This is a genomic window from Pseudosporangium ferrugineum, assembly GCF_003002065.1.
In the GTDB taxonomy this organism is placed as follows: Bacteria; Actinomycetota; Actinomycetes; order Mycobacteriales; family Micromonosporaceae; genus Actinoplanes; species Actinoplanes ferrugineus_A.
Window position 1 is genome coordinate 320595 of sequence record NZ_PVZG01000002.1, and the last position, 14285, is coordinate 334879.

Sequence of the window (14285 nt, forward strand, 5' to 3'; positions counted from 1 at the left end):
GGCCCCGGCGGCTCTCAGCGTCCGGCGGCGAGGTCGAGGGCGATGTCCACGAGCATGTCCTCCTGCCCGCCCACCAGCCCGCGCCGCCCCGCCTCCAGCAGGATCGGGCGCACGTCCACCCCGTAGCGGCGGGCGGCCGTCTCGGCGTGGCGCAGGAAGGACGAGTAGACGCCGGCGTACCCGAGGGTCAGGGTCTCGCGGTCGACCCGGACCGGGCGGTCCTGGAGCGGGCGGACCAGGTCCTCGGCCGCGTCCTGGAGGGCGAACAGGTCGCAGCCGTGGGTCCAGCCCTCCAGGTCGGCCACGGCGATGAACGGTTCCACGGGGCAGTTGCCGGCGCCGGCGCCGTGGCCGGCGAGCGACGCGTCGACGCGGAAGGCGCCCTCCTCGACCGCCGCCACCGAGTTCGCCACCGACAGTGACAGGTTCTCGTGGGCGTGGATGCCGATCTCGGTCGACGGGCCGAGGACGTCCCCGTACGCCCGCACCCGCTCGCGGACGCCGCGCATCGTCAGCCGGCCGCCGGAGTCGGTGACGTAGACGCAGTGTGCGCCGTACGACTCCATCAGCGCGGCCTGGCGGGCCAGCGGCCCCGGCTCCGCGAGGTGGCTCATCATGAGGAAGCCGGAGACGTCCATGCCGAGCTCGCGGGCCGCGGCGATGTGCTGGGCGGCCACGTCGGCCTCGGTGCAGTGGGTCGCGACCCGCACCGACCGGACGCCCAGGGCGTACGCCTCCCGCAGGTCGCGGACCGTGCCGATGCCGGGCAGCAGCAGCGTGGTGAGCCGTGCGCGGGTCACCACCGCCGCGGCGGCCGAGATCCAGTCGCGGTCGGCGGCGCTGCCCGGCCCGTACGTGAGGGAGCCGCCGGCCAGGCCGTCGCCGTGCGCGACCTCGATGGCGTCCACCCCGGCCGCGTCCAGGGCGGCGGCGATGCGGGCCACGCCGGCGGGGTCGATCCGGTGCTGGACGGCGTGCATCCCGTCGCGCAGGGTCACGTCCTGGACGTACAGCCGGCGGGTCACGCGAGCACCGCCCGCGCCGCGATCTCCTCGGCCACGCGGACCGCCGCCGACGTCATGATGTCGAGGTTGCCGGCGTACGCGGGCAGGTAGTGCGCGGCCCCCTCCACCTCGAGGAACACCGTCACGACGTGGGTGGCGCCGGCGGCGCCGAGGGTGGCGACGCTCCGGCCGTCGGGCACCGGATGCACCTGGACGCGCTGCTTCAGCCGGTAGCCGGGCACGTAGGCGGCCACGTCGGCGACCATCGCGGCGATCGACGCGCGGACCGCCTCGTGCACCGCGGGGGACGGGTCGGTGATCAGGGCGAGCACGGTGTCGCGCATGATCAGCGGCGGCTCGGCCGGGTTCAGCACGATGACCGCCTTGCCCCGGCCCGCGCCGCCGACCGTCTCGATCGCCCGCGCGGTCGTCTCGGTGAACTCGTCGATGTTGGCCCGGGTGCCCGGACCGGCCGAGCGGCTGGCGATGGACGCGACGATCTCGGCGTACGGCACGGGGGTGATCCGGGAGATCGCCGCCACGACCGGGATCGTCGCCTGCCCGCCGCACGTCACCATGTTCACGTCGGGGGCGTCGAGATGGTCGCGCAGGTTCACCGCCGGCACCACGAACGGTCCGAGGGCGGCCGGGGTCAGATCGATCAACCTTTTCCCGTACGGCCGCAGCCTCGCCGCGTTCGCGTGGTGTGCCGCCGCCGACGTGGCGTCCAGGACTATCCCGATGTCCGCGAAGCCCGGCAGGGCGATCAGGCCGTCGACGCCCTCCGCCGTGACCGGGACGCCCCACCGCGCCGCGCGGGCGAGCCCGTCGGAGGCCGGATCGATGCCGGCCATCGCCCCCATCTCCAGCCTCTCCGACACCCGCATGATCTTCACCATCAGGTCGGTGCCGATGTTGCCCGGCCCGATCACCGCCACCCTCATGCCGTCTCCGTCCGTGCCGCGTCGTCGCCCCGGTCCCCGTTCACGCCGCGCCGGGCGTGCGCGGTCACCGCGCCGAGGCCCGTCACCGTCGCGGTGTAGGTCGCGCCCGCCACGAGCGGGACCATCGGCCCGAGCGCCCCGGACAGCACCACCTGGCCCGCCCGCAGCGGCTCGCCGGCGTCGCGCGCCACGCCGGCGAGCCAGGCCAGCGCGGCCAGCGGATCGCCGAGGCAGGCGGCGCCCGAGCCCTTCGACACGACCTCGCCGTCACGGGTCAGCTCCATCACCGTCGCCACCGGTGGCACCGCCGCCGGCGTCGCCTGCCGCCGGCCGAGCACGAACATCCCGCTCGACGCGTTGTCGGCCACGGTGTCCGCGATCGAGATGTCCCAGCCCGCGATCCGGCTGTCCACGACCTCCAGCGCCGCCACCTGGTACGCCACCGCGGCGCGTACCCGGTCCGGGGTGAACTCGCCGGGACCGTCGAGCCGCGCGCCCAGCACGAACGCGATCTCCGCCTCGATCCGGGGCTGCAACAGTCGCGCCGTGTCGACCTCGCCCGTGCTGCTCGCCTCCATGTCGTCGAAGAGCATCCCGAAGTCGGGCTGCCCGACGCCGAGCTGGCGCTGGACCGCCGCCGAGGTCAGGCCGACCTTCCAGCCCACGACGCGCGCCCCGGCCGCCAGCCGCTCGCGGGTGACCTCCCGCTGCACGGCGTAGGACGCCGCGACGTCGTCCGCGCCGATCAGATCCCGGACGGGGGGACACGGGACCCCGCTACGGGCCGCGTCGAGCAGGCGTCGCGCGGCGGTACTCACAGCTGGTGCCGTCATGGCCCCACGGTGCCGGGCCGCCGCGCGCCGGTCCACCGCGGTGTTCCGCTCAGTGGAACGGTTTCTCAGCGCCGCCGGGTCAGCGACTTGGCCTCGTACATCGCCGCGTCGGCCTCGCGCAGCAGGTGGTCCGGCGGGGTGCCGTCGCCGCGGGAGAGCGCGACGCCGATGCTGACCCCGACGTGCACCTTGTGCCCGGCGACGGCGAACGGCTCGGCGATCGAGGCGGTGATGCCGTCGCAGACCGGCTGGTGCCCGTGCGGGCCGGCGACGCCGTCGAGCAGCACCACGAACTCGTCGCCGCCGAGCCGGGCCACGGTGTCGGACCGGCGCAGCAGCCGGGTCAGCCGGACGGCCACCTCGACGAGCAGCTCGTCGCCGGCGGCGTGGCCGTACGAGTCGTTGACCGCCTTGAACCCGTCGAGGTCGAGCAGCAGCACCGCGAACCGGCGGTCGGGCTGCCGGGTGGCGCGCAGGTGCGCCTGGTTCAGCCGGTCCTCGAGCAGCACCCGGTTCGGCAGGCCGGTGAGGTGGTCGTGGAGCGCCGCGTTGCGCAGCGACTCCTCCTTCTCGCGCAGGGCCGCCACCATCGCCCGGTGCTCCAGGGCCGCGGCGAGCAGCGCGCCGGACTGGTTCATCATCTCGCGGCCGGGCGGGGTGGTGGCCTGGATGCGCCCCACCGCCGCCAGGAAGCCCCAGTCGCGGGCGCCGCCGCGGACGGGCACCACGAAGACCGCGTTGCCGGGTTCCGCGTCGGCCAGCTCGAACAGCCACGGCGGCGGGAACTCGCTCGCCGGGGTGGAGCCGGCGAGGCGGCCGGCGCCGGTGCCACCGTACTCGCCGACGACGTCGAGCGGCGGGTCGTCGCGGTCCGGGTCCGGCTCCGTCCACAGCCCGAGGCTGCCGCCGATCGCCGGGGTGCTGCCGAGCCAGGCGAGCGTACGCGGATCCCGGTCGTGCGCGCCGAGCAGCTCGATGCCGAGCTGGTGCTGGATGTTGAGGGTCTCCTGGAGGTACTGGACCTGGCCGAACAGCGCCCGCGTCGCCTCCTCGGACACCGGCAGGCTGCCGTCGCCGCAGCCGCACGAGGCGCGCGCGACGAAGGTCGTGGGCACGTGCCGCAGCACGGGTGCCGGATCGGCGTCCCGCTGCAGCTCCAGCATCAGCTCGTAGACGGCCGCGCCGACGTCGTCGAGTGGCTGCCGCACGGTGGAGATGCCGGGACGGGCGAAGGTGGCGTCCGCGATGTCGTCGAAGCCGGCCACTGCCATGTCGCCCGGGACCGCGTACCCCGCGGCGGCGAGGCGTCCGGCGAGGCCGATGGCGTTGCGGTCGGTGCCCAGCACGATGGCCGTCGCGGGCATCCGCGCCCGGATGAGGGCGTCGGCGACCGCCGCGCCGCCGCTCTCGTGGTTGTCGTCGGTCTCGTACAGCAGGCTCGTCTGCGGCGTGAGCCCGGCGGCGCGCAGCCCTTCGAGGTAGCCCTCGTACCGTTCCCGCAGGTCGAAGTGGGCCAGGTTGCCGGCGAAGGCGATCCGCCGGTGGCCGTGCTCCACGAGGTGGGCCACGGCCTCGCGGACGCCGCTGCGGTTGTCGACCAGCACGGACGAGCAGTCGTGGCCGGTGGCGTCCTCGCCCACGTAGATCACGGGCATGCCGGCCTGCCGGGCCCGCCGCGCGTAGCCGGGCGGCACCGCGCCGGGCAGCACGACGAGCCCCGCCAGGTGCCGCCGCGCCACGGCGTAGCGGAAGTCGGGCACGCCGGCCCGGTCCGCGCTGTGCGAACCGGGGTCCAGCGTCTGCACCGCCATGATCCGGTCGCCGCCGGCCGCCGCGGCGGCGGCGATGCCCGAGATGATGGCGCCGTAGTAGTCGCCCCCGACGAAGGGCGACACGACCCCGAACGTATGTCTGTGCATGGCGCCGTCATGATCGGCCGGTGCCGCTCGGACCTGAGCGGACCCGTGATCACCAGGGTGCGGGCGTGCCGTCCCACGAGAAGAAGCCGCCGCTCGGGCCGTCGTCCGCCAGCAGCGCCAGCCGTACGGCCTCCGCCGCCGCCTCGCCCGGATCGCCGCCCAGCTCGGTGGCGCGGGGGGTGAGGTTGGTGGCCCGCAGCCCGGGTGCGAGGGCGTTCACCTTGATCTTCTCGGCGGCCAGCGCCTGCGCGTAGTAGACGGTGAGCGCGTTCAGCGCGGTCTTCGACGACCGGTACGCCGCCGCGAGCCCGCCGCTCATCGCGTGGTCGAACTGCGGGTTCGGCCCGGTGCTCCAGGCCAGAGACCCGGTGCCGCTGGACACGTTGACGATGCGCGGGTGCGGCGAGCGGCGCAGGGCCGGCAGGAAGGCGTTGGTGACGGCGAGGACCCCGAAGACGTTGGTCTCGTAGACCCGGCGCAGCGTGTCCACGTCCAGGTCGGGGGCGGGCCGGCCGGCGTCGGCGATGCCCGCGTTGTTGACCAGCACGTCGAGCTCCCCGACCCGCTCCGCGGCGGCGGCGATCGACTTCTCGTCCGTCACGTCCAGGACGAGCGGGCGGGCGCCGGCGCCGAGCTCGTCGACGGCGGCGCGCCCGCGTTCCGGGTCGCGGGCCGAGGCGTACACGGTCAGCCCGCGGGCGAGCAGTTGCCGGGCCACCTCCCTGCCGATGCCGCTGTTCGCCCCGGTGACCAGCGCCGTGCCCGGTGACTCCATGACGTCTCCTCCCATCTCCAACGGTGCCGTTGGAGATGTCCACCGTAGGGCGCGCCCGGAGGAACTGCAACGCTGCCGTTGGAATTTGTAGGATGAGCCGATGGCGTGGGACACCGAGGGAACGCGGCGACGGCTCAAGGAGGCCGCGACCGCGGAATTCGCCGAGCACGGCCTCGACGGCACGACGATGACCCGGATCGCCGCCCGCGCCGGCATCAACAAGGAACGTCTCTACAGCTACTACGGCGACAAGAACGCCCTCTGGGAGGTCGTGCTCGCCGACGAACTCGACCGGCTCGCCGCCGCGGTCGGCGTGCGCGACGACGGCGACATCGGCGACTTCGCCGGCGCGACGTACGACTACCACGCCGCCCACCCCGAACTGGCCCGCCTCCTGCAATGGGAGGGCCTGACCCGGGCCCCGGCCGCCCGCGCCGCCGAGCGCACCGCCCGCTACCGCGACAAGGTGGACCTGGTGGCCCGCGCCCAGCGCGAGGGCCGCCTGGACCCCGCCGCGGACCCGGCCCACCTGGTCTTCGCCCTGATCGCCCTCGCCGCCTGGTGGCAGACGGTCCCCCAGCTCGCCGCGATGATCACCGGAGCCGACCCCGCCGACCCTGGTGAACGCGCCCGCCGCCGCGCCTTCGTGGTGGAGGCGGCCCGCCGCCTGGCCGCCCCGCGCTGACCCCCACCCGCCGCGGTCCGCGCGATCGGATGCCGGTCGCCGTCGCGCGCTGCGAGGTCGGGCCGGGAAGTCCGGCCACACCCTTCGACGGTACGCAGCCGGCCCGGTTCGGCCTCGCTGACGTGACCCTGCGGCGCCAGGCCGGCGGCCGGCCCCTTGACCCGCCGGGCGGCCGGAGTTGACGGTTCCGCTTTCACTGGTCGAGGTCCTCGCCACGCTGGCCAGTCCGCACCGGCTGCGGGTGCTCGCGGCGCTGACCGGCGGGCGCGCGTACGTCTCCTGAAGGGTGCCGAATGACCGCCCTCGGCCTCAGCCCGCCGGTCACGCTGCTCAACGTCCCCAACGCGATCACCGCCGTACGGACGGCCTGCTCCGTCGCGTTGGCCGTGGCGGCCCTGACCCAGCGCAGCGCGCCCCTGCTCGTCGCCGCGTACGCGATCTACTGGGCCGGCGACATCCTGGACGGCCTCACCGCCCGGGCTCTGGGCCAGGAGACCCGCGCGGGCGCGGTCTTCGACATCGTGGCCGACCGCGCCTGCACCTCGGCCTGCGCCGCCGCCCTGGTCGCGCTGCGCCCCGGCACGGCCCTGCCGATGGCGGTGTTCCTCGTCCAGTTCATGGTGATCGACCAGTTGCTCAGCCTGATGTTCCTGCGCTGGCCGCTGCTGAGCCCCAACCACTTCGCCCGGGTCGACCGCCGCATCCACCGCTGGAACTGGTCCCCGCCGGCCAAGGCGCTGAGCACCGCCCCCGTGGTCCTCCTGGCCCTCGTCGCGCCGGTGGCCGTGGCTGTCACCTTCGCCGCCGCTGTCGCCGCCGTGAAGGTCGTCTCGCTCGCCGCCGCCGCCCGGCTCCCGGCGGACCTGCCGCGAACCCGGCCATGATCGCGGTCCTGGCGGCGTCGGCCGTCGGACTCCTGTCGGCCTTCCTCCCGTTCACCCCGGCCGAGCCGTACCTGATCGCCGCCGTGGCCACGACCGGCACGCCGCCGTTCGCCCTCGGCCTGGCCGCCGAGACCGTGGGCAAGGTCCTGATCTTCCTGGGTACGCGCGGAGCGATCCACTCACCCTGGCTGCGGCGCCGCCTCACCCGCCGCCCGCGTCCCGCCCCGCGGCCACCGGGCCGGCTGGGCACCCTGCTCGCCCGTCCGAGGGCGGCCGGCGCCGGGCTCGTCCGCCTGCTGGACCGCCCCCGCCAGGCCGCCGCGATGCTCCTGCTCAGCGCCGCCGCCGGCGTCCCGCCCCTGCTGGCGGTCAGCGTCTACCTGGCCCGCGCCCCGATGCACCCGCTGGTCTTCGCGGCGACCTGCTTCCTGGGCCGCGCGATCCGCTTCGTGGTGATCGCCCTCGCTCCCCGCCTCGCCGGCTACTGAGCCCGCAGTCAGGCGCTGTAGACCTCCACCTCGTAGATCCGGGCGGTGGGGCCGCCGTCCTGCTGGCCGGCGTCGATCACCAGGCGTACGTGGCGGGCTGTCGCCGGGGGTGCCGTGGTCGTCGTGATGCCGTCGGCGTTGGCGGTCACCGTGGCGAAGGTGGTCCAGGTGGTGGCGTCGGTGCTGGTCTGGATGCGGTAGGCGCGGGTGTTCCAGGCGTTCTGTTCGCCGCCGGACGAGGCGTGGCGGACGACGACCGTGCGGACGGTGGTGGCGGCGCCGAGGTCGGTCTGCCAGGTCGCGCCGCTGGTGCCCGTACACCATTTGCTGTTGCCGGCGGTGGCGCCGTCGGCGGCCCTGGCCGCGTCCTCGGCCGGGGCGCAGGCCGGGCTCGCCGTCGCCGGGTGCTTGAGGGCGAGGTTGACGGCGGCGGCCGGGTCGGCGGCCTGGCGGGTGCTGCCGGTGACCGCGAGGTCGTCGACGTAGCCGCGGAAGGGGCCCGTGCCGGCGGGCTGGTCGTAGCCGAGGTGGACCCGGTCGACCGTGCGGCCGGCGAGGGCGCCGAGGTTGACGCGGACGAGGTTCCACCTGTTCACCGCGAGGCGGCCACCCTCGCCCTGGAACTGCGGGTGGGCGCGGACCCCGTACTGGTCGGCGGCGCCGGAGTCGCGCAGGCTGGTGCCGTCGGTGAAGCTCAGGTCGACGGCCACGTACGTGCCGTTGGCCTGCTGCGGGTAGATCCAGTACGTGAGGACCGAGGCGGCGGAGAGCCGCAGGTGGGTGTCGAAGACCCGCATGTACGAGTAGGAGCCGCTCGCGCTGAGGTCGTTGCCGGAGTACATCAGCGCGTTCGCCCCGCCGCGGGAGGTCTCGGCGCGGGGCCCGGTCTCCATCCCGGCCAGGTTCGCCTGGTAGCCGCCCACGTTCACGGCGGCTTCGGCGGTGTCCGTCCAGGTGGTCGCGGTCTCGCCCGGTTCCAGCCCGGTACGCAGCAGCGGCCAGTCCCGGCCCCCGCCGAGTTCAGCCTCCAGCGCGGCGTACCAGAGGTCGGCCATCTTCGTGTAGCCCGCGTCGCCGGGGTGCAGCGTGTCCCTCATGTCGGCGGTCGTGATCGTGGTGTTGAGGTCGACCAGCCGGGCGTACGCGCGCGACGCCAGCACCGGCGGCACCGCCGCGTTGAAGCTGTCGACCCGCGCGTCGATCGTGGCGTCCAGGGCGGGGACGATCTGCGCCACCAGCACCACCGCGGACGGCGCGCCGGCGTGGATCCGGTCGAGCAGCGTGCCGAGCCGCGCCGGCGCGGAGGCCACCTCGTAGTTCTGGTTCATGTCGTTGGTGCCGATGTGCAGCAGCACGACGTCGGGCCGGGCGGTGGCGAGCCAGCCGTCGACGGAGGCGATGATCTGGTCGATGCGCCAGCCGGAGTGGCCCTCGTTGTCGGTGTCCGGCAGCGATCCGGACCGCGCGCTGCCGACGTAGTCGACGGCGAGCCCGGCGCCGCCGGTCAGGCGCTGCCACAGGTCCGCGCGGTAGCTGGAGGTCGTGCTCGACCCCTCGCCCCAGGTGATGGAGTCGCCGAGCGGCATGATCCGGACCGGCCGCCCGGTGACCGGGGCGGCGTGCGCGGTGGCGGGGACGAGCAGCGTGGCCGCCGCGGCCAGGGCCGCGGCGAGCAGGCGGGACAGCGTACGCATCGAACCCTCCAGTGCCATCGACAAGAGTCAATGTCGAACTCTACGGCATGCTGGGTCGGAGCCCGTGCGACCGTGGACGACCATGGTCGTGACGACCATGGTCGTGCTACGGTGCCGTCGTGGCCGGCGCCGAGCCTGCCTCGTTTCATGAGGGGGAGAGATGTCTGCGATCGCTCGTTGGTGTTTTGCGCACCGGCGCACCGTGCTCGGCCTCTGGACGGCCCTGCTGATCGCCCTCGGGGTCGGATATGCGGCCGCCGGGAGCACCTATTCCGACGACTTCAGCCTGCCGGGAATGGAGTCCACCAGAGCCCTGGAGCTGCTCGAGGACGCCCTGCCGGAATCGTCCGGTGACACCGAACAGATCGTCGTCCACGTGGACCGGGGCACGGTGCGCGACCCCGCCGTGCGCGCCAGGATCACCGCGATGCTGGCGCGGGTCGAACAGATACCGTCGGTCACCTCGGTCGCCAGCATGTACGCCGAACAGGGCGCCGGCCAGATCAGCGCCGACGGCCGTACCGCGTATGCCGAGGTGCAGATGAACGCGCTTCCTCCAGACCTGCCGCCGGCCGATGTCGACAAGGTCATCAGCACCGCCGAGGCGGCCCGCGGCCCGGGACTGCGGGTGGAGCTGTCCGGGCCGGCGATCGAGAACGCCACCGAGCCGGCCCAGGGGAGCACGGAACTGATCGGCATCATCGCCGCCGGGATCGTTCTCCTCCTCTTCTTCCGCTCGCTGATCGGGATGCTGCTGCCGCTGGTCGTCGCGATCGCCGGCCTCGGCGGCGGTCTGATGACGATCGGGCTCCTCTCGCACCCGATCACCTTGAGCGACATCGCGCCGACCCTCGCCGCGCTGATCGGCCTGGGCGTGGGCATCGACTACGCGTTGTTCATCGTGACCAGATACCGCGGCGGCCTGCGCGCGGGCCTCTCGCCGGAGGAGGCCACCGTCCGCGCGATCAACACCTCCGGACGCGCCGTGCTCTTCGCCGGCGGCACGGTGATCATCGCGCTGCTCGGGCTGCTGGTGCTCCGGCTGAATCTGCTGACCGGCATGGGTGTCGGCGCGGCCGTGGTCGTTCTGTTCACCCTGTTGTCCGCACTGACCCTGCTGCCCGCGATGCTCGGCTTCGCCGGGACCCGGGTGCTGCGCCGCGCGGAACGGCGGGCGCGGGCCGCGGGCACGCCCCGGCCGGAGAGCGCGTCCGGGGCGCGCTGGGCGGCTCTCGTCCAGCGGCGCAGGGCCGTGCTCGGCGCCGTCGCGCTGATCGTGATCGCGGTGCTGGCGATCCCGGCCTTCTCCGTCCGGCTGGGCGCCTCGGACGCCGGTAACGACCAGGCCGGCACCACCACGCGCGCCGCGTACGATCTGCTCGCCGACGGGTTCGGCCCGGGTTTCAACGGACCGCTGCAGCTGGTCGCCGAGCTCGGTTCCGCCGCCGACGGCCGGGCGCTGGAGCAACTGCTCGAGAAGGTGAAGACGGTCGACGGGGTCGCCGCGGTCGCCGCGCTACCCGCCGAGCCCGGCGCGAAGGTGGCCGTCGCGATGGTGATCCCGACGACGGCGCCGCAGGACGCGGGCACCACCGAGCTGATCGATCGGCTGCGCGAGGAGGTGATCCCGGCCGCCGAGAACGGGACCTCCCTGCGGGTGTACGTCGGCGGGGCGACCGCGATCTTCCAGGACTTCGCGACGGTGCTGTCCGACAAGCTGCCGCTGTTCCTCGTCGTGGTCATCGCCCTCGGCTTCCTGCTGCTGACGGTCGCGTTCCGCAGCGTGCTCGTGCCGCTCACCGCGGCGGTGATGAACGTGCTCGCCGCGGCCGCCTCGTTCGGGGTGATCGTCGCGATCTTCCAGTGGGGCTGGGGCTCGAGCCTGCTCGACCTCGGCGGTCCCGGACCGGTCGAGTCGTTCGTCCCGGTCATCATGCTGGCGATCCTCTTCGGTCTCTCGATGGACTATCAGGTCTTCCTGGTCAGCCGGATGCACGAGGAATGGGAGCGCACCCGTGACAACGGGAGGTCGGTCTCGATCGGGCAGCGCGAGACGGGCCGGGTCATCGTCGCCGCGGCGCTGATCATGATCTTTGTGTTCGGCGCCTTCGTGCTCGGCGGCGAACGGGTGATCTCCGAGTTCGGCATCGGGCTCGCGGCAGCGGTCGCGATCGACGCGTTCCTCATCCGCAGCATCCTGGTGCCGGCGCTGATGCACCTGTTCGGCCGGGCGAACTGGTGGTTGCCCCACCCGCTGGACCGGGCTCTTCCGCACTTCAGCGTCGAGGGCGATCAGGACGGCCCGGGGGAGGCCGGCGGCACGGCCACGACCCCGGCCGGTCCCGGCGGGGAACTGGCCGACGCGTCGCGCTGAACCGGGCGCGCCGCCGTCGCGGGTGCGGGCCTCGACGGGCCTGGTCCGCACCCGGGGTCCCGCGGCGGCGGGAAAGCCCGGCTCCGCGGTGGCGGGCTGGGCGGTGGCGGGCTGGGCGGTGGCGAGCTATGCGGTGGCGTGCAGGGCGGCGGCCAGCTGGTCCGACCAGGCCCGGACGACGCGGGCGCGGCGGCGGGAGTCGTCGGTGAGGACGTCGGCCAGGGCGAGGCCGCGGGCCAGGTCGAGGGTCGCCTGGATGAGGGCGCGCAGGGCCGGGTCCGCGTCGTCGACGCCGAGCAGGCGTACGGCCCGGCGGTGCACGCCGCGGGCGAAGCGGCGCTCCAGCGGCACCACGGTGGCGCGCAGCTCCGGGTCGGCGGCGGCCACGGTCCACACCTGAAGCGCCGCCCGGAACAGCTCGCCCCCGATGGCGTCGACCAGGCCGGTGACGACCGCGTGCACCCGGTCGGGGCCGCTGCCGCCGGGGTCGGGGAGGGCGTCGAGCAGGGCCGCCCGCTCCTCGAACATGTGCTCGAGGGCGGCCAGGATCAGCGCCTCCCGGGTGCGGAAGTGGTGCTGGACCGCCCCGCGGCTGATGCCGGCCTGCGCGGCGATGAACGCCACCGTCGAGACCTCCCACCCGTGCCGCGCCAGGCACCGGATCGTCGTCTCCAGCAGCCGGCGGCGGGTGGCCCGGGACCGGTCCTGCCGGGGTTCCGTGTCAGCCATCGGCGGTCAGCACGACCAGCGTGGTGTCCTGGGCGACCTGCCGCCCGACCGCCACCGGCAGCTCGGCCACCGTGCCGGCGGCGGGCGCGTGCACCACGTGCTCCATCTTCATGGCCTCGAGCCGGATCAGCGGCTGGCCGGCCGCCACGGTGTCGCCGACCGTCACCTCCACCCGGACCACCGTGCCGGGCATCGGCGCCACCAGCGCCCCGGCCGGCAGCTGGGCGGAGGGGTCGGTGAAGCGCGGCACGCGGCGCAGCTCCACGGCGCCGCGCGGCCCGTCGACGACCACGCGGTCGGCGAAGCGGCCCACGGTCCAGCGCCGCCGGACACCGTCCAGCTCCAGCACGACGGCGTCGCCGGCCACCTCGACCGCGCTGACGGCGCCCCGCCCGTCGACCTCGAGGCCGTCGTGGCCGAAGCGGTAGCGGACGGCGAGCTCGCGCCCGGCCACCTCGTAGGTCCGGGTGCGGAAGCCGACCGGGAGGTTGCGGAACCCGCTCGTCACCCCGGGCAGCAGCGGCCCGCGCTCGGCGGCCGCGTCGGCCAGCGCCGCGACCAGGGCGGCCGGTTCCGGGTCCGGGGCGACGGCGGCGATCAGCCCGGCCGGCGGGTGCGCGGCGTAGAAACCGGTGTCCGCGGTGCCCGCCCGGAAGTCCGGGTGCTCCAGCGTCGCCACCAGCAGGTCGCGGTTGGTGGTCACGCCGTGGATGCGGGACCGGCGGAGGGCGGCGGCGAGCTGCCCGGCGGCTGCCCCGCGGTCGTGGGCGTACGCGACCACCTTCGCGAGCATGGCGTCGTAGTGCGGCCCCACCTCGCTGCCGTCGTCCACTCCGGAGTCCAGCCGGAGCCCGTCCGGCCCGGTACGCCCGAACTCCGCCGCCACGCCGGGCACCTCGAACCGCACGAGCGTGCCGGTCTGCGGGCGCCAGTCGTCGGCGGGGCTCTCGGCGTACAGTCGCGCCTCGATGCTGTGGCCGGTCATGGCCGGCTCCGGACCGCTGAGCGGGCGCCCCGCGGCGATGTCGAACTGGAGCGCGACCAGGTCGGTGCCGGTGACCGCCTCGGTGACCGGATGCTCGACCTGGAGCCGGGTGTTCATCTCGAGGAACCAGAAGCCGCCGGTCCCGTCGGCGAGGAACTCGACCGTGCCCGCGCCGAGGTAGCCGACCGCCGCCGCGGCGTCGCGGCCCGCCGCGAGCAGGCGCGTGCGCAGGTCCCCGCCGATCCGGTCGACCAGCGGCGACGGCGCCTCCTCGATGACCTTCTGGTGCCGCCGTTGCAGCGAGCATTCGCGCTCGCCGAGCGCCCACACCGTGCCGTGCCCGTCCGCGAGGATCTGCACCTCGACGTGGTGGCCGGACTCCAGGTACCGCTCGCAGAAGACGGTGGGGTCGCCGAAGGCGGTGGCGGCCTCGCGGGAGGCGGACGCCACGGCCCCGGCCAGCTCGCCGAGCTCGCGCACCACGCGCATGCCGCGCCCGCCGCCGCCTGCCGACGCCTTCACCAGCACCGGCAGATCCGCCTCGGTGACGCCGGCCGGGTCGAGCTCCGCGAGCACCGGGACGCCCGCCGCCGCCATCCGCCGCTTCGCCTCGACCTTGCTGCCCATCGCCTCGATCGCCGCCGGCCCGGGGCCGATCCAGGTCAGTCCCGCGCCGAGGACGGCACGGGCGAAGCCGGCGTTCTCGGAGAGGAAGCCGTAACCGGGGTGGACGGCGTCGGCGCCCGCCCGGCGGGCCGCGTCGATGAGGAGATCGGCCCGCAGGTACGTGTCCGCGGGCGTCACCCCGGGCAGGCGCACCGCGCTGTCCGCCTCCCGGACGTGCGGGGAGCCCGCGTCCGCGTCGGAGAAGACGGCGACGGTGGCCAGCCCGCGCCGCCGGCAGGTGGCGAAGACCCGGCGGGCGATCTCGCCGCGGTTGGCGACCAGGACGCTGGAGAAGGGCATGGGGC

12 protein-coding genes are annotated in these 14285 nt (G+C 74.8%); 4 read left to right on the forward strand and 8 right to left on the reverse strand.

The window, feature by feature from the left end; translation table 11 throughout:
- Positions 1 to 14 precede the first annotated feature (14 nt).
- From dmpG to CLV70_RS05690, 5 genes are all read right to left on the reverse strand, one after another.
- On the reverse strand, positions 15 to 1025 hold the full coding sequence (gene dmpG, locus CLV70_RS05670) for a 4-hydroxy-2-oxovalerate aldolase (RefSeq protein WP_106125295.1): 1011 nt from the start codon (positions 1023 to 1025) through the stop codon (positions 15 to 17).
- A complete protein-coding gene (locus tag CLV70_RS05675; protein WP_170148573.1) occupies positions 1022 to 1948 on the reverse strand; it encodes an acetaldehyde dehydrogenase (acetylating) in 927 nt (308 codons plus the stop codon). Before CLV70_RS05675 ends, dmpG begins: the two co-directional genes overlap by 4 nt.
- Positions 1945 to 2781 carry a 2-keto-4-pentenoate hydratase gene (locus tag CLV70_RS05680; RefSeq protein WP_106125604.1) on the reverse strand — a complete coding sequence of 279 codons (837 nt, stop codon included), beginning with the start codon at positions 2779 to 2781 and terminating at the stop codon, positions 1945 to 1947. Before CLV70_RS05680 ends, CLV70_RS05675 begins: the two co-directional genes overlap by 4 nt.
- A 65-nt stretch (positions 2782 to 2846) precedes the next feature.
- Positions 2847 to 4676 (reverse strand): diguanylate cyclase domain-containing protein, encoded by a 1830-nt coding sequence (locus CLV70_RS05685; protein ID WP_158277715.1) that lies wholly within the window; start codon positions 4674 to 4676, stop codon positions 2847 to 2849.
- Between the two features lie 73 nt (positions 4677 to 4749).
- Positions 4750 to 5475, reverse strand: coding sequence for an SDR family oxidoreductase (locus tag CLV70_RS05690; protein WP_106125298.1), 726 nt, complete (start codon positions 5473 to 5475; stop codon positions 4750 to 4752).
- Positions 5476 to 5575: 100 nt separating this feature from the next.
- Here CLV70_RS05690 and CLV70_RS05695 point away from each other — a divergent pair, with 100 nt between their 5' ends.
- From CLV70_RS05695 to CLV70_RS05705, 3 genes are all read left to right on the forward strand, one after another.
- On the forward strand, positions 5576 to 6160 hold the full coding sequence (locus CLV70_RS05695; RefSeq protein ID WP_106125299.1) for a TetR/AcrR family transcriptional regulator: 585 nt from the start codon (positions 5576 to 5578) through the stop codon (positions 6158 to 6160).
- A gap of 293 nt (positions 6161 to 6453) precedes the next feature.
- Positions 6454 to 7044: a CDP-alcohol phosphatidyltransferase family protein gene (locus tag CLV70_RS05700; protein WP_211303646.1), complete on the forward strand. Its 591-nt coding sequence runs from the start codon at positions 6454 to 6456 to the stop codon at positions 7042 to 7044.
- Complete coding sequence (locus tag CLV70_RS05705) at positions 7041 to 7532, forward strand: hypothetical protein (RefSeq protein WP_106125300.1); 492 nt, start codon at positions 7041 to 7043, stop codon at positions 7530 to 7532. The genes CLV70_RS05700 and CLV70_RS05705 overlap by 4 nt, the downstream gene beginning before the upstream one ends.
- An 8-nt stretch (positions 7533 to 7540) precedes the next feature.
- Here the strand turns inward: CLV70_RS05705 and CLV70_RS05710 are convergent, their stop codons facing one another.
- Complete coding sequence (locus tag CLV70_RS05710) at positions 7541 to 9244, reverse strand: SGNH/GDSL hydrolase family protein (protein WP_106125301.1); 1704 nt, start codon at positions 9242 to 9244, stop codon at positions 7541 to 7543.
- Between the two features lie 142 nt (positions 9245 to 9386).
- Between CLV70_RS05710 and CLV70_RS05715 the strand changes: the two genes are divergently transcribed.
- Positions 9387 to 11600: an MMPL family transporter gene (locus tag CLV70_RS05715; protein ID WP_106125302.1), complete on the forward strand. Its 2214-nt coding sequence runs from the start codon at positions 9387 to 9389 to the stop codon at positions 11598 to 11600.
- 126 nt (positions 11601 to 11726) lie between these two features.
- Here the strand turns inward: CLV70_RS05715 and CLV70_RS05720 are convergent, their stop codons facing one another.
- Both CLV70_RS05720 and CLV70_RS05725 read right to left on the reverse strand, forming a co-directional pair.
- Positions 11727 to 12329 carry a TetR/AcrR family transcriptional regulator gene (locus CLV70_RS05720; protein WP_106125303.1) on the reverse strand — a complete coding sequence of 201 codons (603 nt, stop codon included), beginning with the start codon at positions 12327 to 12329 and terminating at the stop codon, positions 11727 to 11729.
- On the reverse strand, positions 12322 to 14280 hold the full coding sequence (locus CLV70_RS05725; RefSeq protein WP_106125304.1) for an acetyl/propionyl/methylcrotonyl-CoA carboxylase subunit alpha: 1959 nt from the start codon (positions 14278 to 14280) through the stop codon (positions 12322 to 12324). Before CLV70_RS05725 ends, CLV70_RS05720 begins: the two co-directional genes overlap by 8 nt.
- Positions 14281 to 14285 lie beyond the last annotated feature (5 nt).